Origin of the sequence: Mycolicibacterium pulveris (assembly GCF_010725725.1) — a bacterium.
GTDB classification, from domain to species: Bacteria; Actinomycetota; Actinomycetes; order Mycobacteriales; family Mycobacteriaceae; genus Mycobacterium; species Mycobacterium pulveris.
On the sequence record NZ_AP022599.1, the window covers coordinates 4,905,643 to 4,922,178 of the forward strand.

A 16,536-nucleotide genomic window follows, 5' to 3' on the forward strand; every position below is an offset into this window, starting at 1 on the left:
ACACCCCGCTGGTGCAACAGGCAAGATTGACCGCATGACCGACCTGCCGCAGTCGCTGGTCGAGTTGGCGCGGCGCCACGGCGTCGCCACCGAGTACGAGGACTGGACCGGCCAGCGCGTCCGGGCCGCCGAATCGACGCTGATCGCCGTGCTCGACGCGCTGGGCGTGCAGGCCGGCACCGAGCACCAGCGCGCGGCAGCGCTCGCCGCGCACGACCGCGAGTACTGGGCCCGTCCGCTGCCCTCGACGATCGTGGTACGCGCCGGCGCCCCGTCGTCGTTCTGGGTTCACGTCACCCACGGCGACCCGGCGCGGGTGTGGATCCGGCTCGAGGACGGCACCACCCGTACCGGGCTGCGTCAATTGGAAAACAACAGGGCCCCATACGATCTCGACGGCCGGTTGGTCGGTGAGGCCAGTTTCGAGTTGCCGCCCGATCTGCCGCTGGGCTACCACCAGCTGCATCTGCAGCTCGGCGCCGACGACGTCAGCACCGCCGTGATCGTCACGCCCGCCTCGCTCACGCCGCCGCCGCGGCTGGGTCGCGCACGCAGCTGGGGCCTGGCCGTGCAGCTGTACAGCGTGCGCTCGCAAAGATCTTGGGGCATAGGCGATTTGACCGACATGACGGATCTTGCGGTGTGGTCGGCAGCAGCGCACGGGGCGGGTTTTCTTCTGGTCAACCCGCTGCACGCCGCCGCGCCGACCGCCCCGATGGAGCCGTCGCCGTACCTGCCCACCTCGCGGCGGTTCGTCAACCCGATCTACCTGCGGGTGGAGGCGATCCCCGAGTACGCCTACCTGCGTGGCCGCGGCCGCAGCCGCAAGGCCCGCCAGCGGGTGCAGGCCGAGGCCGATCGCGGCGAGCTGATCGACCGTGACGCCGCGTGGCGGGCCAAACGCGCCGCCCTGCAGGCGGTGTACCGCGTCGAGCACTCCGCGGGCCGCGAGCTCGCCTACGCCGCCTACCGCGAACGCGAGGGCCGCAGCCTCGACGACTTCGCCGTCTGGTGCGCGTTGGCCGAACAGCACGGCAACGACTGGCACAACTGGCCGCACGAACTTCAGCACCCGGCCAACCCCGAGGTCGCCGACTTCGCCGCCACGCACGCCGCCACGGTCGACTTTCACCGCTGGCTGCAGTGGCAGCTCGACGACCAGCTCACCGCCGCGCAGGCCACCGCCCTGCAGGCCGGCATGCGCCTGGGCCTCATGCACGACCTCGCCGTCGGCGTCGACCCGAACGGGGCCGACGCGTGGGCGCTGCAGGACGTGCTCGCGCTGGGGGTCACCGCCGGCGCGCCGCCCGACGAGTTCAACCAGCTCGGTCAGGACTGGTCGCAGCCGCCGTGGCGGCCCGACCAACTCGAACGCCAGGCCTACCAGCCGTTTCGTGCGCTGGTCAACGCCGTGTTGCGGCATGCGGGCGGGGTCCGTATCGACCACATCATCGGGTTGTTCCGGTTGTGGTGGATCCCCAAGGGCGCCCCGCCGACCGAAGGCACCTACGTGCGCTACGACCACGAGGCGATGATCGGCATCGTCGCGCTGGAGGCCCACCGCGCCGGAGCCGTCGTGGTCGGTGAGGACCTCGGCACCGTCGAGCCGTGGGTGCGCGACTACCTGCGCCAGCGCGGCCTGTTCGGCACGTCGATCCTGTGGTTCGAGATGGACCGCGACGGCCCCGAGGACGGCCGGCCGCTGCCCGCCGAACACTGGCGCGAGTACTGCCTGTCGGCCGTCACCACCCACGACCTGCCGCCGACCGCGGGCTATCTGGCCGGTGAGCACGTGCGCCTGCGCGAACGGCTGGGCCTGCTGACCCGGCCCGCCGAGGAGGAGCTGGCCGCCGACCGCCGCCAGCAGGCCGCCTGGCTCGACGAGCTGCGCCGCGTGGGGCTGCTGGGCGGATCGCCCGGCGTCGACGAGATCGTCGGCGCGCTGCACCGCTATCTGGGCCGCACCCCGTCGCGGCTGCTGACGTTGTCACTGGCCGACGCGGTCGGCGACCGGCGCACCCAGAACCAGCCCGGCACCACCGATGAATACCCCAACTGGCGGGTGCCGCTGAGCGGCCCCGACGGGACGAAACGGCTGGTGGAAGACGTGTTCACCAATGACCGCGCGGCCGCACTCGCCGAGATCATGCGGGCCGCGGTCGAGCCGCCGGTGTAACGCGCAACGCGTTTTCTCCGGTTTCCCAATTGTCACGACTGCGATATGTTCGCACCGCCACCGACTTAGGGAGATCACGTGAACAAGCTCGTTGTGCTCAGCGGTGGGCTGGTGGCCGCCGGTGGGGCGGCCCTGGTCGGGGCGGGCATCGCCCTGTCGCAGCCGGCGGCGTCGTCCACCCTCAACGTCGTCGGTGAGCCGTACAACAAGGCACTCAAGATCCTCCAGGCCCAGGGGTACAAGGGTTACTTCGGCGGTTCGTTCGGCAGCGTGCTGCGCCAGTCCGACTGCCTGGTGGACACCCAGAAAGTGACGTCGCGGGGCCGCATCCTGCTGATGCTGGACTGCAGCCAGGCCGCCGCCGACCGCCTCGAGCAGATGGGTCCCTCCGGCGGTCCGAGGGTGGGCGCCAACGGCGTCACCACCGTCACCCCGACCCCGGTGGTGCCGATCCAGGGCGCGCCCGGCGCGGGCATGGCACCGCCGCCCCCACCGCCGGCCTGACCGCGCGCGTCAGGTCTCGACCATCCGCTTGAGGTTTCGCAGGGTCTGGCCCATGTTGCGGCTGACCTGCCTGGCCGCCACGCGGTCGGCGATCAGCCCGAGCAGGTTGCCCGCCGACTCGTAGGCCAGCCGGAAGTTCACCTTGGTGGCGCCGTCGGGGGTTTCGCGTAACCGGAACCGGCCCCGTTGGGACACGCCGGTGATCCCGATCCACGCCAGTTCGCGCGGCTGGTCGAACTCGACGACCTCCACCGAGCCGCCGATCGGTACCGAACCGATCTTCCAGTGCACGGTGTATCGCGCCCCCACCCCGGGCGGGCCGTCGGTCACGGTTTCCCAGCGCTGCAGGCTGGCCATGAACCGCGGATAACAGCTGGGATCGCTGACCACCCGCCACACCTCATCGCGGTTGGCGTCGATGACGCAATGCCGTTGCAGCCGCATCGATCAGCCGATCACCGGGAAGCGGCGTTCGGCGGCCAACCGATCCACGCCGGCCTGCAGGCTGCCGATCACCTGGGCGTGGATGACGTCGTCGTCGGCGCCACGCACTTCCCCCGCCGCGATCGGCTCCTGTACCTCGACGACGATCTTGGCAGGCAGCGGGATGTGCCCGGCGAGGTCGCCGATCACCAGCCCCCACGGCGGGGCGATCGCGATCGGCACACTCTTGAGCCGAAACATCTTGTCCACCCGTGAAAGTCTGGCCAGCCACTGCCCGCGGCTGACGAAGAACACGCTTTCCTGCCCGCCCACGCTGGCGACCGGCACGATCGGCACGCCCGCCTCGCGGGCCAGCCGGACATAACCCTTGCGGCCACCGAAATCGACCAGGTGGCGCTGCCACGACGGCCGGAACACCTCGTAGTCACCGCCGGGATAGACCAGCAGCGCCGCCCCGGATTTCAGTGCGAGCTGGGCGTTTTCGTGGTTGGCGGCGACGGTGCCGAACTTGCGCAGCGACGCCAGCGGAGGCGCGGACACCACGAGGTTGTGTGCGAGTTGGTAAAACGGCCGCTCCACCCCGAAGTAGGAGCAGAACGCCAGGGTGAACACGAAGGTGTCCGGCGGAACGTTTCCGCCGCTGTGGTTTCCCACCAGCAGCACCGGCCCCTCGGCGGGGATGCGGTCCAGCCCGCGCACGTCCGCGCGGAAGTACAGAGATGCGATCAGCCACAGGCCGGGGAGCTGTTCGCGGATGTAATCGGGGTCGCGTTGGTCCAGATCGGCCTTCGGAACCCGGCGCGCCACTTGGTGCTTGGCCCACTCGAGCATGTCGTCGACGCCCGCCATGCCCGAAGGTATTGACCGGCGCGCCGTAGGTGAAACCTGCGTTCCCACATACTGGCTAGACTCTCGGTACGAGGCTGTCTCGAAGGGAGGCCGCATGGCTAGGATTTCGGCACTTCGTCCACGCCGTTTCGACCGCGAGATCGACCCGGGCCCCGTGCAGATCCAGGCCCGTAAGGTGCACTTCGACGTCGACGGCATCCCGCTGCACTGGATTCCCGGCCATCCGGTGGCCTCCAACGTGGTGAGCCTGCTCAACGTGGTGCTGCCCGCCGCCGAACGGTGGTTCGTCGACACCTTCAACGAGGCGCTGCCGCTGGTGAGCGATCCGCATCTGGCCGACGACATGCGCGGGTTCATCGGTCAGGAGGCCACCCACGCCGACGTGCACGAGCAGGTCCTGCACGAGTACATGGTGGTCAACGGCATCAACCCCAAGCCGATCCTCGACCAGATCGAGTACGTGTTCGAAAAGATGCTGGCGCCAAGCACTTCCGCGGACCCCAAGCGCCGGCTCAACCACCTGTGCGACCGGCTGTGGCTGATCGCGGCGATCGAGCACTACACCGCGGTGATGGGCGATTTCGCGCTCAACTGCGCGTGGGACGACCACAACGCCGACCCCACCATGGTCGACCTGTTCCGTTGGCACGGCAGCGAAGAGGTCGAGCACCGCAACGTGGCCCACGACGTCGCCGTGTATTTCCACGACAGCTATTTCGACCGGATCCGCGCCATGTCGACCGCGGTGGTGATGATCTTCATGTTCTTCCAGCGCGCCGCCTGGTATCTGATGCGCAACGACCCCACCGCCGACCTCGGCTGGTGGCAGTTCAACCGGGAACGGATGCGCGACTCCAAGCTGGGGTTGTTGCCCAAGTACCGCAAGCTGTTCGGGTCCAACACGCTGATGTACTTCCGGCCGGGCTTCTCCCCCGAGGAGATGGGTTCGACGGCGCAGGCGGTCGCCTACCTCGCCAAATCCCCCGCGGCCCGCGCCGCCACCATTTGATGGGACTCTTCGACAGACTCCGGCAGACGCCACCCAGTGCCTTCGGCCGGATGCGTCACGATCTGTCGTTGCGGGTGGCCGACGCCGCGATCAGCGGGATGTGGGCCGTCTCGGGACGGGTCCGCAACGTCTCCGCGCCCCCGGCCGCCGATCGCACCATCGCGCTGCAGGTCGCCGACCGCAGGGTCGTCGCGCGCGATCAGGACGTCGTCGCGGTGACGTTCGTCGGTGCCGACGGCGGCGCGCTGCCCCGCTGGCATCCCGGCGCCCACGTCGACCTGCACCTGCCCAGCGGGCTGATCCGGCAGTACTCGCTGTGCGGGGATCCCGCCGACTCGCACACCTACCGCATCGCGGTGCGGCGCATCCCCGACGGCGGCGGCGGATCCGTCGAGGTGCACGACACGCTGCACCCGGGCGTCACCGTCACCACCAACGGGCCGCGCAACGCGTTCCCGCTGACCGTGCCCGGCTACGGTTCGCCGACGCGGCGCTTCCGGTTCATCGCCGGCGGCATCGGGATCACCCCGATCCTGCCGATGCTGGGCCTGGCCGAGCGCCTCGGCGTCGACTGGTCGATGGTGTATGCCGGGCGCACCCGCGACAGCCTGCCGTTCCTCGACGAGATCGCGCGGTTCGGCGACAGGATCACCGTGCGCACCGACGACCGAAGCGGGCTGCCGAGCGCGCAGGAACTGCTGGGCGACTGCCAGGGCGGCACCGCGGTCTACGCGTGCGGGCCAGCCCCGATGCTCACCGCGATCCGCGCCGCGCTGGTCGGCCGCGACGACGTCGAGCTGCACTTCGAGCGGTTCGCGGCGCCGCCGGTCGTCGACGGCAGGGAGTTCTCGGTGACGGTCGCCTCGACGGGCGAATCGGTGCGCGTCGGCGCCGACGAAACGCTGCTGGCCGCGCTGAACCGGGCAGGGGTGCAGAACCGGTACTCGTGCCAACAGGGGTTTTGCGGAACCTGCCGCACCCGGGTGCTCGCAGTGGCCAGCGGCGGTGTCGAGCATCGCGACACGTTGCTCACCGACCCGGAACGCGACGCGGGCATGATGCTGATCTGCGTCTCACGCGCCACCGACGGTGCGGATCTGACGCTCGACCTGTGACCGCGTCCGGTAAGTCTCGTAATATTTCGCCCATGCCTCTGGCCGATGGTGCGACGTTCGCTGGATACACCATCGTGCGGTTGCTCGGCTCCGGCGGCATGGGCGAGGTGTATCTCGCGCAGCATCCCCGGCTGCCCCGCCGCGACGCGCTCAAGGTGCTGCCCGCCTCGGTGTCCAACGACAGCGAGTACCGCGAGCGGTTCAACCGCGAAGCCGACATCGCCGCCACCCTGTGGCATCCGCACATCGTGGGCGTACACGACCGGGGCGACTTCGAGGGCCAGCTGTGGATCTCGATGGACTACGTCGAAGGCACCGACGCCGCACAGTTGTTGCGCGACCGTCACACCTACGGCATGCCCACCGCCCAGGTCGTCGCGATCGTCAGCGCGGTCGCCGATGCACTGGATTACGCCCACCAGCGCGGCCTGTTGCACCGCGACGTCAAGCCCGCCAACATCCTGCTTGCCCATCCGGAGTCGGGTGATGAGCGCATCATGTTGGCCGACTTCGGAATTGCCCGCTGGGTTGATGATGCCAGCGGGCTGACCGCCACCAACATGACGGTGGGCACGGTGGCATACGCGGCACCTGAACAGCTCATGGGTGAGCAGCTCGACGGCCGCTCGGACCAATACGCGTTGGCCGCCACCGCCTATCAGCTGCTGACCGGTTCGCCGCCATTCCACAACTCGAACCCGGCGGTGGTCATCAGCCAGCACCTGTCGGCGTCCCCGCCCGCCATCGGCGTGCGCCGTCCGGAACTCGCCGGCCTGGATCCCGTCTTCGCCAAGGCGCTCGCCAAGAACCCGAACGACCGCTTCGAGCGGTGCGCCGACTTCGCGCGGGCGCTCAACCATCGTTTGCAGGCCGGGGTGGGCGACGACGACGCCACCCGGCTGGCTCCGGCCGCGCAGGCGCCGAAACGGTCCTGGTTGCGGGCAGGGATCGTGGTGCCCGCGGTGCTTGCGGTGTTGCTCGTGGTGGCGGTGGCGTTCGCGGTCGCCGAGTTCCGCCAGGCGCAGGACGAACGCGCCGACGCCACCAGGGCCACGGCCACGACGCCGGCCACCACCGCGGCGCCACGACCGCAACCGCCCCCCGCGACGCCGCCCTCGGAACCGGCAGCGACGACCACCACCACGACCACCACGACCACCACAGCGACGCCGACGACGACCGCGGCCGCCGCACCCACCGTGGTGATCGGTGCGGACTGTTCACCGGTCGGCGCCACCGGCACCACCGCGGACGGGTCGACGGCGTACTGCTCCACGCTGCAGAGCACCGGCGCATCGATCTGGTCGTTGACCGAGGGCGAGATCCCCAGCCCGACGATCACCACCGCGGCCACCGACGTGCCGCTGCCCTTCGCCGAAGAGTCCCCGGTGCGGGTCTGCATGGAACAGACCGGGCAAACCCGCCGCGAGTGCCGAAGGGACATCCGCGAAAGCAACGGGCTGCCGCCGTTGCCATGAGGTTCGCCGTCGTCGCACCCGTCGCCGCGGGGGTCACCGCGGACCCGGAGTACATGTCCGCGTTCGCCCAGCACCTGGAGGCCTGTGGCTTCGAGTCCCTCGTGGTGGTCGAACACACCGTGCTGATGTCGCAATACACCAGCGTGTACCCCTACGACCGCTCCGGCCGCGTCGAGCTGCCCGCCGACTGCGTGGTCCCCGATCCCCTTGACCTGCTGGCGTTTCTGGCGGGGCGCACCGAGCGGCTGGGCCTGGCCACCGGTGTGCTGGTGTTACCCAACCACCACCCGGTGGTGCTGGCCAATCGGGTCGCCACCCTCGACGCGTTGTCCGGCGGGCGGGTGCGGCTGTGCGTGGGTGTGGGCTGGCTCAAGGAGGAGATCCAAGCCTGCGGAACCGATTTCGCCAGCCGGGGCCGTCGCGCGGACGAACAGATCCAGGTGTTGCGGCTGCTGTGGCAGGACCGGCCCGAAGGCGCCAACTTTCACGGCGAGTTCTTCGACTTCGACCACGCGATGTGCTACCCGAAACCTGTTGGCCCGGTGCCGATCACGATCGGCGGACACAGCGTGGCGGCGGCGCGGCGGGCCGGCCGCTTCGGCGACGGCTTTCAGCCTCTCGGGGTCAGCGGAGCCGAGCTGGCCGAGCTGGTCGACGTGATGCGCACCACCGCGCAAGAACACGGGCGCGATCCCGACGCGCTGGAACTGTCGCTCGGGCACAGTGTTTCGAAGATCGACCGGGACCGCGCGGACAAGCTCGGCGCGCTCGGCGCCGACCGTGTCGTGCTTGCGATGCCGCCCGTTGCCGACATCGACGAGGCCCGCGACGTGGTTTCGGCGTGCGCGCAGCGGCTCGGGCTGGCGCCGTGACACTCGAGATCGCCGACCGGCTCGCCGTTGCCGACCTGGTGCACCTGTACGCCTCGGGCGTCGACGACCGCCGGTTCGATGACGTCGTCGAGTTGTTCACCGAGACAGCCGAATTGCGGCTTCCCGACCCGCCGCACGTGCTGGAGCCGGTGCGCCGCGAGTACGGCCGCGACGGTGTACGCAGGGCGATGGCGGCGCTGGACGCGGTGGCCCGCACCGAACACGCCATCGTCAGCGAGGTGTACGCCGCGGGTGACGAGCGCGGGTACGCCCTCGGCCGCATCACCTGCATCGCCCACCACTGGACGGTGGCCGACGGGCGCATCACCGACCTGGTGTGGCATCTGCGCTACGACGACGAGTACATGCGCACACCGGTCGGCTGGCGCATCCATGGCCGCGCGCTGACCATCAATGCGATCGAGACCCGTCCGGTTCGCCGGCTTCGAGCGCCGCAAGCAGCTGATCGAGCAGCGGGCGCTGACCCTTCAACAGCTTCGACCGAGCCTGTGCCACGGAAAACCATCCGACGCGGTCGATCTCGGGGAACTCCCTGATCTTGCCGGACCCCTTCGGCCACTCCAGCTCGAACGTGTTGGACACGGAGCCGGTCAGGTCGAGGTCGCCGCGCACCGCGAACACGGTGATCACCTTGCCGCTGGGCTGTTTGACCGGCGCGAGCTCGATGCGCGGGCCCTCGGGCGGCGGCTTGCCGATTTCCTCCTCGAACTCGCGCTGCGCGACCGTCCACGGGTCCTCTTCTTCGGAATACTCCCCCTTGGGAATCGACCACGCGCCGTCGTCCTTGCGGGCCCAGAACGGCCCGCCGGGGTGCCCGATGAGGACTTCCACGTCGCCGTCGAGCATCCGGTAGAGCAGCAGCCCCGCGCTGAGCTTCGGCATCCCTTCCCCTTTACCGGCGAGCGTGCGAGTCTGAGGGCGACACGCCGCGCAAAACCGCGAGTTTGCGCACGCTCGCGACCTTCGCCGTTCGGCTCGACAACCGACCGGTCGGGCGTAGCATCAGCCGAGCATGGCCGATCTGTTGAACGGTATCCCGCGGGTGGATCCGACGATCCGCCCGGGTGTCATGCGCCGCGCCGCAGGCCGTGCGCTCGAAACGAAGCTCGGCTCCGCGGCGCACCGTCGGCTCATCGCCCCGCTGGACGGCCCGCTGATGCGCCTCAGCGGCGGTCGGCTGAACTTCGCGAAGGGCGTCCTTCCGCTCGTGGTGCTGCGCACGACGGGTGCGCGCTCCGGGCAGCCGCGCGACGTGCCGTTGGGCTATTTCACCGACGGTGACGACGTCATCCTCATCGCCTCCAACTACGGGCAGGCCAAGCACCCGGCGTGGTACCACAACCTGCTGAAAAACCCGCGGTGCGAACTGTTCGCCGACGGCCGACCCGACCAAGGCGGCCGCTTCGTGGCCCGGGCCACCGAGGGCGCCGACCACGATTGGTTGTTCGGGCTCGCGGAGGGCTACGCGTCGAACTTCAAGTCGTACGCGGCGCTGACTCGCGGTGTCCGCAGCATCCCGGTGATGCGGCTGACTCCGGAACCCGCTTAGGGATCGCTCAGTACTTGCGGTCGCCCTCGCTGCTGTCGAAGAACGCCCAGTGCCCGTCGTCGGCCTTGACCTCCATGCGCCAGCCCAGCTCGGGGTTGGCCTTCTGGTCGACGAACCAGGCGTGCGCGTCGTCGGCGCTCTCGATGTCCTTGGTGTCGACGACGTCACCTTCAGGGTTCAGCACGCGATATGTAGCCATGCCGGTAGCGTTCCCGCTTCGGTGCGGCTCCAATCAGTGCGCCTTGGGCAGCGGGATGCCCTCGCTGGTGGAGAACTGCGCGTCCTCCTGCGTGGACAACCCGATCGACACCACCGAGCGGTCGAAGAACACGTCGGTCAGATACGCCAGCGCCACCGCCCACCGGTTCACGAACCGCGGAATCGCGTAGAGGTGGTAGACCCGCGTCGCGGTCTTGGCGGGAAACCCCGACAACCGCACGTTGAGTGGATTGGCGACGGCGTATCTGGGTCCGAGGTCCACGACCAGGCCCATGTTGCGGTGCTTGTACTTCCTCGGCTTCCCATAGCCCAGGCTCGCGGCTACGTTGCGGCCCAACAGCTTTCCCTGTCGAGTGGCGTGCTGCGCGGTCGGCGGGGTGATCTTGCCGGGTTGGGTCACATCGGGTACGGCCGCGGCGTCACCGGCGGCGAAGACATCAGGATGGCCGGGCACCTGCAACTCGGTGGTGACCTTCAACCGGCCCTTTTCGGTGGGCAGGCCCAGCTTTTCGATCAGCGGTGCACCGGTGACGCCGGTCACCCACGCGACCGTATGGGTGCGGATCAACGAATCGTCGCTGAGCACAACGTGTTCGGCGTGCACCTCCTTGAGTGTCACGCCCAGCCGCACGTCGATCCCCCGCGACTGCAGCACCTTCATCGCCGATGCGCCCAGCTTCTCCCCCACCTCGGGCATCACCTGCTCGGCCAGATCGAGCAGCACGAACTTCACCGCGGCGGGGTCGAACCCCATCTGCTTCGCCGCCGAATCGGCCAGCGCCCGCAGCTGCGCGGCCAGCTCCGTCCCGGAGTAGGACGCGCCGACGATGACGATGGTGCGCCTGGCCTCGGCCCGACCCGGGTCGTCGTCGACATCGGCGAGCTCCAGCTCTTCGAGCACGTGATCCCGCAGGTACAGCGCCTCGGCCGTGGACTTGAGCCCGCGGGCGTGCTCGGCCAGCCCGGGCACGTCGAACAGCCGGGTCACCGACCCGGGCGTCAGGACCAACCGATCCCACGGCAGGCTGCGCACACGCTGCTCAGGATCGGTGAACGTGACCGTGCGGTCACCGAACTCGACGCTGTCGACCCTGCCGCGGATGACCTGGACCCCGCGCAGGGCGTTGGCCAGCGGGATGGCCACGAACCGAGCATCGACCAGGCCGCCGGCCACATCCGGAAGCAGCGGGGTGTAGAGCATGTAGTCGACCGGCGAGATGATCGAGATATCGACGTCTGCCGCCCCGTCGCCGGCGTCCTTGCGCAACCTCCGGGCCAGGCTGCGGGCGCATTCGAAGCCGGTGAACCCACTACCGACGATCACCACGGAGGTCATTGGATTCCACTCTACGGTCGTCGCGCACCGAGCGCCGCCAAGCCTTCACATCCGCGACGCCGATGGTCGATGCTGGGGGCATGATCCGTCCGCGGCCACTGCGCCGGTTCGACCCGTTCCGGCCGATCGACATGCTGACGTCGTTGTGGTCGGTGGCCACGGTGGCGCCGGCCAGCTCGACGACGTCCGGTTGGCCGCCCGCGACATCCGGTGGAATTCCAGCGAATTCGACCACGCGGCCGCCGTGCTGCACAACGTGCACGTGCGACCGACCGCTCCACCGGTGCACCTGCCCGAGCTGCCGAGTGGCCTGCGGCTGATTGGCATCAGCTTTGCCCCCTCCGTCATCCGGCTGTCCGGGGTCGTCTCGGAATGGCGGATGGAGGTGCCGCCTAGGCGGCTCGAGGACATCATCGGCGCGCTGAAGGTCGTCGGGCGTCCGCTGAACCTCACCAGCGTCGGTCGTTTGCTCTGACCGTTTGCTCGATGTGACCCGCGCCATCTTTCGATGGGCAAGTTCCTGCCACAGATCAACCATTTACTGCCACTGGAATTAAACCGGCTCACCTGCTGGTTTACCCAGATGAGCCGGCGCGAACCCACCGCAAGCCACACGCCGCTTCTATATCGCGTCTGTTTCGCTCGACGGCTCTACAACTGCAAAGGAAGGCATGAAGATGAAGAGTTTCGGATTAGCGACCATCGGCAGCGCCGTCGTAGCCGGGCTGGCTGCGGCGGTCATCGGGCTGGCCGCGCCGGTCGCCGCCGCCCCCACCGGTGACACCAACGCCCAAGACACGATCGCGCGTCTGCAGTCGGAGGGCTACACCGTGATCGTCAACCGCTTCGGCAACGCGCCACTGGATCAGGCCCAGGTGCTTTCGATCCGCCCGGGCACGACGTTCCAGCGCATCGAGGCCGGTGGGCCGATCATCGGTAGCAGCAAGAACTTCACCACCGTGCAGGACAGGACCGTCTACGTCGATGTCCGGTGACGTGAGGTGGTTGCGCAACAGCACGAAGGGGCACCCGATCGGGTGCCCCTTCTTCGGTGTGTGCACAATTCACCTGCTGTGAAAGAACTGGCGTCGTATCTGGAAGGGCATGTGCGCGTCGTCGTCTCGCGTGACGGCGTCGACCTCGTGTTCTCGGCGCACCGCGGCCCCGCCGGGTCGGCCGCCGACGCGCAGTCGCGCATCCCGATCGCCGATTTCCTCGCCAAGGGTGTCGGGCCGTGGCCGTGGTTCGACCTTCACGACAAGCGCGACGCGTTGATGCGAGTGCTTGGCGCGCTGGGCGCCGAGCGTCCCGCGTGGACCGAACCGCTCCCCCCGGACATCCTCGACCTTTTCGAGCGCGCGCACCGCGGGGACTCATCGGTGATCGAGCTGCTGGCGATGGGATTCGACCCCGACCCGCTCGATCCCTGTGGCGCGTCACCGCTCTGGTACGGGGTGCGGTCGCTGTCGGTGGGGATCGTGGTGGCCCTCATCGACGCCGGGGCCGAGGCGGGGCGCCGCATCGAACTGTCGGCTCGCGGCGAGCGTTACACCACGATCTTGCACGAGATCGTCCGCGTGGGCCGTGCAGTGGCGCTGAAACACGCCCTGGCGCACGGGGCGGACCCCGCGCCGGTCGATTCCGATGGTGCGACCCCGATGCATGTCATCGACGCCGCGGGCGATCACGTCAACGCCGAGATCGTGCGCGCCTTGGCCCGGGCAGGGGCCTCGGTGAACACCCCCACCCCGGCCGGAATCCAGCCGATCGAGCAGGCCGCCCAGCGGATGCTGCCCGCCACCGTCGCCGCGCTGATCGAGTTCGGGGCCGAACCCGGCCGTGGGCTCGACGCGCTGTTGTCGTCGTGGGTCCGCGGCGCGCGGGGCACGGCCTGCCGTGCAGCCGACGTGGTCGACGTCATCGCCACCCTGCGGCGCGCGGGCGCCCCCGTCACCGAACACCACCGCGAGCTGGCGGCGGTTGCGGGCGAGGGGCCGATCCAAGCCGCGCTGCGCCGTTAGAGTGCGCAGGTGACATACACGCGCTATGTCGCGATCGGCGACAGTCAGACCGAGGGGCTATGGGACGTCGACGATTCCGGGAACCTCGTCGGGTTCGCCGACCGGCTCGCGACCGCCCTGGACCGCCACTACCCGGGCCTGGCATACGCGAACCTCGCGGTGCGCGGTAGACGGATCAAGGACCTGCTCGACGAGCAGCTGCCGACGGCGCTGGAGATGGCGCCGGATCTGATCACCGTGTGCATCGGGATGAACGACGTGACCAGGCCGGGACGGAATTTCGACCAGGCCATCGCCCAGCTTGGCGTGTTGCACGAACGGCTGGCGCGGACGGGCGCCACGGTGATCACCACGACGTTTCCCGACCTGGCGCGGATTCTGCCGGTCGGCAGGATCCTCGCCGCGCGCGTCGAGCGGATCAATCACGAAATCCGGACCGCCGCCTTGCGGCACGAGTTTCGGCTCGTCGATCTCTACAGTGCGCCCTCGATGACGGATCCGAACACGTGGAGCGACGACAGGGTCCACGGATCAGCCAAGGGCCACAGGCTTTTTGCCGCCGCAGCCGAGGAAGCGCTCGGGCTGCCGGGCAGCGACCACAGCTGGGCCGACGGCGGCGGCGACGCCGGTCACCCGTCAGCGCAATCGCGCGCCTACGCACAGGTGCAATGGACTCGGAACATGCTGATGCCGTGGGTGTGGCGGCACCTACGCGGGCAGTCGAGCGGAGACGGGTGCGGGCCGAAACGACCGCAGCTACAGGCCGTGAACCGGTTAGATCCCCAGGAACGGTAACGGGATCGGCGACGTTCCCGACCCGATCGAGGACACCATCGCCGGGCAGAACATCGAGATCGCGATCCCGGTGAACATGGTGGCCGGGCCCAGCGGCATACCGGCGGCGTCGGCCACCTGCGCCGCGACGTTGGCGGCGTTCTGCCCGGGCTCACTAAGCATCGGGCAGACCTGATGGCCGACGGCGACCGCACGGTCCGGATCGCCCATCAACACCCCGGCCTCGGCGACCGCGTGCAGGAACGCGTCCTCGACGGGATCGGCGTTGGCTGGTGCGGGCACGACGGCCGCCGCCGCGAGAAATCCGGCGGTCAGCACGGCGGCCGTGACGGGTTTGCGAAGCACCCGGGAATCCTACCTGCGCGGCGAACCGCTCACACCCCGGTCCAGCCGGCGTCGATGCTCTCGGAGACGTCGATGATCTTGGCCTTCTGCGACGCCGGGCTGTCGATCTCGGCGGCGACGTGCGCGGCGATGAACCGCCTGATCTCGGCGTCGATGCCGGCCAGCACCCGCAGCACCTCGCCGCGCAGCGACTTGGACGTGACGTGGATCGCGATGTCGGAGGACCGCGGTTTCTCCACGTCCAGGATCAGAAGCAGTGGCGCGGCGGCCCGGGCGGTCGCGCGCAGGCTGATCTCGCCGAACACCATGAACTGGGGTTTGTCGATACGCAGATCGACCACCATGTCGATCTCCAGCGGAATCCGGATCCCGAAGGTGATCAGGTCGCCCACCTGGCGGGTCAGCCGAGGCTCTTGAACCCTGACCTTGGCGGTCACTTTGGCGATCCGGCCCGGGCCCTGGGCGATCGGGCCGATCTGGAACTCGTCGCCGGCGATCGCGGCGATGGCGCCGCCAACGCGTGCCTCGGTCACCGCGATCTCGAAGAACTGGCGACCGAACTCTTCGTAGGTGATCTCGTCCTCGACGTCCATCGTGGTGTTACCGTCTCACGTCCGCGACTGCTACCGGGTGCGACGCGGCCGAATCCAGGCGAGTCCGCAGCTAGCGGTCGCGGTGCCGGCTGCGGGCCTCGGCGCCCGACTCCCCGACGTCGAGGGCGTCGTCGGTGCTTGTCCGGCCGACATACGTTCCGTCATCGCCGCCCGACTTGCCGGCCCGCGATCGCGCGACGTGCTCATCGTCGGCAACGTCGTCTTCGGTCTTGTCGTCGTCTTTTTGCCTGTCACGCCGGACCATACCGGGCTTCTACCCGCCCTGGGCTCACTCAAACGGCTCCCGAGCTCAATCGGCGTCGCTGAAGTAGCGGATCCGGTCGATCGTGAACGGCCTCGTCGAGACCTCGGCCATCAGCACGTCCCGGCGTCCGGAACGGTCGATTCCGGCCACCAGGCTGTAGCCGGCCGCGATCACCTTGCGCTGTCTTGCCCCGGCCAGGCGCGACAGCAGCTCCGCGCCGCTCATCGGCACGTCGTCGCCGCGGGTGATACGCGTGCCCTTGCCGAGCCAGCGCCGCAGGGCGACCTCATCGCCCGCTCGTGCGTCGGCCAGGAAGTCGTTGAACCGGCGCTTGCCCTGCGGCCCCGGCCCGCGCAGCCCGCTGAGGAAACCGAGCGCGCCGACCAAGCCCTGGTTGAGCAGCAGCCCCTTGGACAGCGAAAGACCGGGCAGAACCGACCGCACGCCATTGCGCAGAAACTGCGTCACCATTCCGGGAAGTTCCCAAAAGGCGTACAACGCAGCGATTTTCAACTCACCTTGATCGTGGGCCACGTCGTAGCGCAGGTAGGCGGGTATCCGCATCGTCACCCCGGCTCCCATGCCGACCTCGAGTTCCAGGTCCCGGATCACCGTGGCGCCGACCACGATGTCGACGTCGCGGTGAAACCCGATGTCGCGTGGGCCGATGAACGTGTCGTAGAAACGCGAGATCGCGGTGCGGCCGCGATGCGGGTGGGAACCGACCGGGTCTTCGACGCGCCCGTCGAACGTGAACGCGTCGACCCAGGCGGTGCGGTCGTGCACGGCGAACGCCGCCGGGGACCGCTCGACGGCGGCCAGCGCATCCGCCCGTGAGATGGCCATAAGGTTGCCTACCACCCTCGTCGGCGTCAGTCGACTAGTTCGCTCCCGGCGGGCACACTGGGTTTACCGCCGTACATCGGAGGTGCGGCGCTGAGGAGG

Annotated in this window: 20 protein-coding genes and 1 pseudogene; 12 read left to right on the plus strand and 9 right to left on the minus strand. The window is 69.1% G+C overall.

Translation table 11 applies throughout. The annotated features are described in order from the left end of the window. Positions 1-34: 34 nt before the first annotated feature. Together malQ and G6N28_RS23775 are read left to right on the plus strand one after the other, a co-directional pair. On the plus strand, positions 35-2,176 hold the full coding sequence (malQ, locus tag G6N28_RS23770; protein WP_163904628.1) for a 4-alpha-glucanotransferase: 2,142 nt from the start codon (positions 35-37) through the stop codon (positions 2,174-2,176). Positions 2,177-2,254: 78 nt separating this feature from the next. Beyond that, positions 2,255-2,680 (plus strand): hypothetical protein, encoded by a 426-nt coding sequence (locus G6N28_RS23775; protein ID WP_163904630.1) that lies wholly within the window; start codon positions 2,255-2,257, stop codon positions 2,678-2,680. Positions 2,681-2,689: 9 nt separating this feature from the next. Here G6N28_RS23775 and G6N28_RS23780 read toward each other — a convergent pair whose 3' ends face one another. Further along, positions 2,690-3,124: an SRPBCC family protein gene (locus tag G6N28_RS23780; protein ID WP_163904632.1), complete on the minus strand. Its 435-nt coding sequence runs from the start codon at positions 3,122-3,124 to the stop codon at positions 2,690-2,692. Between the two features lie 3 nt (positions 3,125-3,127). Continuing rightward, the gene (locus G6N28_RS23785) at positions 3,128-3,973 is read right to left on the minus strand and encodes a lysophospholipid acyltransferase family protein (RefSeq protein ID WP_163904634.1); all 846 of its coding nucleotides are present in this window, start codon (positions 3,971-3,973) and stop codon (positions 3,128-3,130) included. Between the two features lie 94 nt (positions 3,974-4,067). On the opposite strand from G6N28_RS23785, the gene G6N28_RS23790 reads away from it, so the two are divergent. From G6N28_RS23790 to G6N28_RS27230, 5 genes and pseudogenes are all read left to right on the plus strand, one after another. Next, positions 4,068-4,982 (plus strand): metal-dependent hydrolase, encoded by a 915-nt coding sequence (locus G6N28_RS23790; protein WP_163904645.1) that lies wholly within the window; start codon positions 4,068-4,070, stop codon positions 4,980-4,982. Next, entirely contained in the window at positions 4,982-6,097 is a 1,116-nt protein-coding gene (locus G6N28_RS23795; RefSeq protein ID WP_163904647.1) for a PDR/VanB family oxidoreductase, read from the plus strand. Before G6N28_RS23790 ends, G6N28_RS23795 begins: the two co-directional genes overlap by 1 nt. Positions 6,098-6,129: 32 nt before the next feature. Beyond that, entirely contained in the window at positions 6,130-7,575 is a 1,446-nt protein-coding gene (locus tag G6N28_RS23800; protein ID WP_163904648.1) for a serine/threonine-protein kinase, read from the plus strand. After that, entirely contained in the window at positions 7,572-8,447 is an 876-nt protein-coding gene (locus G6N28_RS23805) for an LLM class F420-dependent oxidoreductase (protein WP_163904650.1), read from the plus strand. Before G6N28_RS23800 ends, G6N28_RS23805 begins: the two co-directional genes overlap by 4 nt. After that, positions 8,444-8,836, plus strand: a pseudogene (locus G6N28_RS27230) (nuclear transport factor 2 family protein); the annotation flags it as partial. The gene G6N28_RS23805 and the pseudogene G6N28_RS27230, both read left to right, overlap by 4 nt. 22 nt (positions 8,837-8,858) lie before the next feature. Here the strand turns inward: G6N28_RS27230 and G6N28_RS23815 are convergent. Next, positions 8,859-9,350: an NUDIX hydrolase gene (locus G6N28_RS23815; protein WP_163904652.1), complete on the minus strand. Its 492-nt coding sequence runs from the start codon at positions 9,348-9,350 to the stop codon at positions 8,859-8,861. 130 nt (positions 9,351-9,480) lie between these two features. Here G6N28_RS23815 and G6N28_RS23820 point away from each other — a divergent pair, with 130 nt between their 5' ends. Next, positions 9,481-10,017: a nitroreductase/quinone reductase family protein gene (locus tag G6N28_RS23820; protein ID WP_163904654.1), complete on the plus strand. Its 537-nt coding sequence runs from the start codon at positions 9,481-9,483 to the stop codon at positions 10,015-10,017. Between the two features lie 7 nt (positions 10,018-10,024). On the opposite strand, the gene G6N28_RS23825 is transcribed toward G6N28_RS23820, so the two are convergent. Then, on the minus strand, positions 10,025-10,216 hold the full coding sequence (locus tag G6N28_RS23825) for a hypothetical protein (protein WP_046753768.1): 192 nt from the start codon (positions 10,214-10,216) through the stop codon (positions 10,025-10,027). 33 nt (positions 10,217-10,249) lie between these two features. Continuing rightward, entirely contained in the window at positions 10,250-11,572 is a 1,323-nt protein-coding gene (locus tag G6N28_RS23830) for an NAD(P)/FAD-dependent oxidoreductase (RefSeq protein ID WP_163904656.1), read from the minus strand. A 145-nt stretch (positions 11,573-11,717) separates the two neighbouring features. Here G6N28_RS23830 and G6N28_RS23835 point away from each other — a divergent pair, with 145 nt between their 5' ends. From G6N28_RS23835 to G6N28_RS23850, 4 genes are all read left to right on the plus strand, one after another. Continuing rightward, positions 11,718-12,047 (plus strand): hypothetical protein, encoded by a 330-nt coding sequence (locus G6N28_RS23835; protein WP_235674676.1) that lies wholly within the window; start codon positions 11,718-11,720, stop codon positions 12,045-12,047. 196 nt (positions 12,048-12,243) lie between these two features. Beyond that, entirely contained in the window at positions 12,244-12,567 is a 324-nt protein-coding gene (locus G6N28_RS23840) for a hypothetical protein (RefSeq protein ID WP_407664999.1), read from the plus strand. Between the two features lie 78 nt (positions 12,568-12,645). Then, positions 12,646-13,593: an ankyrin repeat domain-containing protein gene (locus tag G6N28_RS23845; protein WP_163904658.1), complete on the plus strand. Its 948-nt coding sequence runs from the start codon at positions 12,646-12,648 to the stop codon at positions 13,591-13,593. A gap of 9 nt (positions 13,594-13,602) precedes the next feature. Further along, positions 13,603-14,388: an SGNH/GDSL hydrolase family protein gene (locus tag G6N28_RS23850; RefSeq protein WP_163904660.1), complete on the plus strand. Its 786-nt coding sequence runs from the start codon at positions 13,603-13,605 to the stop codon at positions 14,386-14,388. On the opposite strand, the gene G6N28_RS23855 is transcribed toward G6N28_RS23850, so the two are convergent. From G6N28_RS23855 to G6N28_RS23870, 4 genes are all read right to left on the minus strand, one after another. Then, positions 14,368-14,733 carry a DUF732 domain-containing protein gene (locus G6N28_RS23855; RefSeq protein WP_163904662.1) on the minus strand — a complete coding sequence of 122 codons (366 nt, stop codon included), beginning with the start codon at positions 14,731-14,733 and terminating at the stop codon, positions 14,368-14,370. The two genes, G6N28_RS23850 and G6N28_RS23855, sit on opposite strands and share 21 nt — an antisense overlap. A 29-nt stretch (positions 14,734-14,762) precedes the next feature. After that, positions 14,763-15,326, minus strand: a complete 564-nt coding sequence (locus G6N28_RS23860) for a hypothetical protein (protein ID WP_163904664.1) — start codon at positions 15,324-15,326, stop codon at positions 14,763-14,765. 70 nt (positions 15,327-15,396) lie between these two features. Continuing rightward, positions 15,397-15,591, minus strand: coding sequence for a hypothetical protein (locus tag G6N28_RS23865; protein WP_163904666.1), 195 nt, complete (start codon positions 15,589-15,591; stop codon positions 15,397-15,399). Positions 15,592-15,636: 45 nt separating this feature from the next. Next, complete coding sequence (locus tag G6N28_RS23870; RefSeq protein WP_163904668.1) at positions 15,637-16,437, minus strand: ketosteroid isomerase family protein; 801 nt, start codon at positions 16,435-16,437, stop codon at positions 15,637-15,639. Between the last annotated feature and the right edge of the window lie 99 nt (positions 16,438-16,536).

Coding starts and splice junctions, on each gene's coding strand:
- malQ (WP_163904628.1), top strand. CDS start 35: ATGACCGACCTGCCGCAGTCGCTGGTCGAGTTGGCGCGGCGCCACGGC.
- G6N28_RS23780 (WP_163904632.1), bottom strand. CDS start 3,124: ATGCGGCTGCAACGGCATTGCGTCATCGACGCCAACCGCGATGAGGTG.
- G6N28_RS23785 (WP_163904634.1), bottom strand. CDS start 3,973: ATGGCGGGCGTCGACGACATGCTCGAGTGGGCCAAGCACCAAGTGGCG.
- G6N28_RS23790 (WP_163904645.1), top strand. CDS start 4,068: ATGGCTAGGATTTCGGCACTTCGTCCACGCCGTTTCGACCGCGAGATC.
- G6N28_RS23795 (WP_163904647.1), top strand. CDS start 4,982: ATGGGACTCTTCGACAGACTCCGGCAGACGCCACCCAGTGCCTTCGGC.
- G6N28_RS23800 (WP_163904648.1), top strand. CDS start 6,130: ATGCCTCTGGCCGATGGTGCGACGTTCGCTGGATACACCATCGTGCGG.
- G6N28_RS23805 (WP_163904650.1), top strand. CDS start 7,572: ATGAGGTTCGCCGTCGTCGCACCCGTCGCCGCGGGGGTCACCGCGGAC.
- G6N28_RS23815 (WP_163904652.1), bottom strand. CDS start 9,350: ATGCCGAAGCTCAGCGCGGGGCTGCTGCTCTACCGGATGCTCGACGGC.
- G6N28_RS23820 (WP_163904654.1), top strand. CDS start 9,481: ATGGCCGATCTGTTGAACGGTATCCCGCGGGTGGATCCGACGATCCGC.
- G6N28_RS23825 (WP_046753768.1), bottom strand. CDS start 10,216: ATGGCTACATATCGCGTGCTGAACCCTGAAGGTGACGTCGTCGACACC.
- G6N28_RS23830 (WP_163904656.1), bottom strand. CDS start 11,572: ATGACCTCCGTGGTGATCGTCGGTAGTGGGTTCACCGGCTTCGAATGC.
- G6N28_RS23840 (WP_407664999.1), top strand. CDS start 12,244: ATGAAGATGAAGAGTTTCGGATTAGCGACCATCGGCAGCGCCGTCGTA.
- G6N28_RS23860 (WP_163904664.1), bottom strand. CDS start 15,326: ATGGACGTCGAGGACGAGATCACCTACGAAGAGTTCGGTCGCCAGTTC.
- G6N28_RS23865 (WP_163904666.1), bottom strand. CDS start 15,591: ATGGTCCGGCGTGACAGGCAAAAAGACGACGACAAGACCGAAGACGAC.
- G6N28_RS23870 (WP_163904668.1), bottom strand. CDS start 16,437: ATGGCCATCTCACGGGCGGATGCGCTGGCCGCCGTCGAGCGGTCCCCG.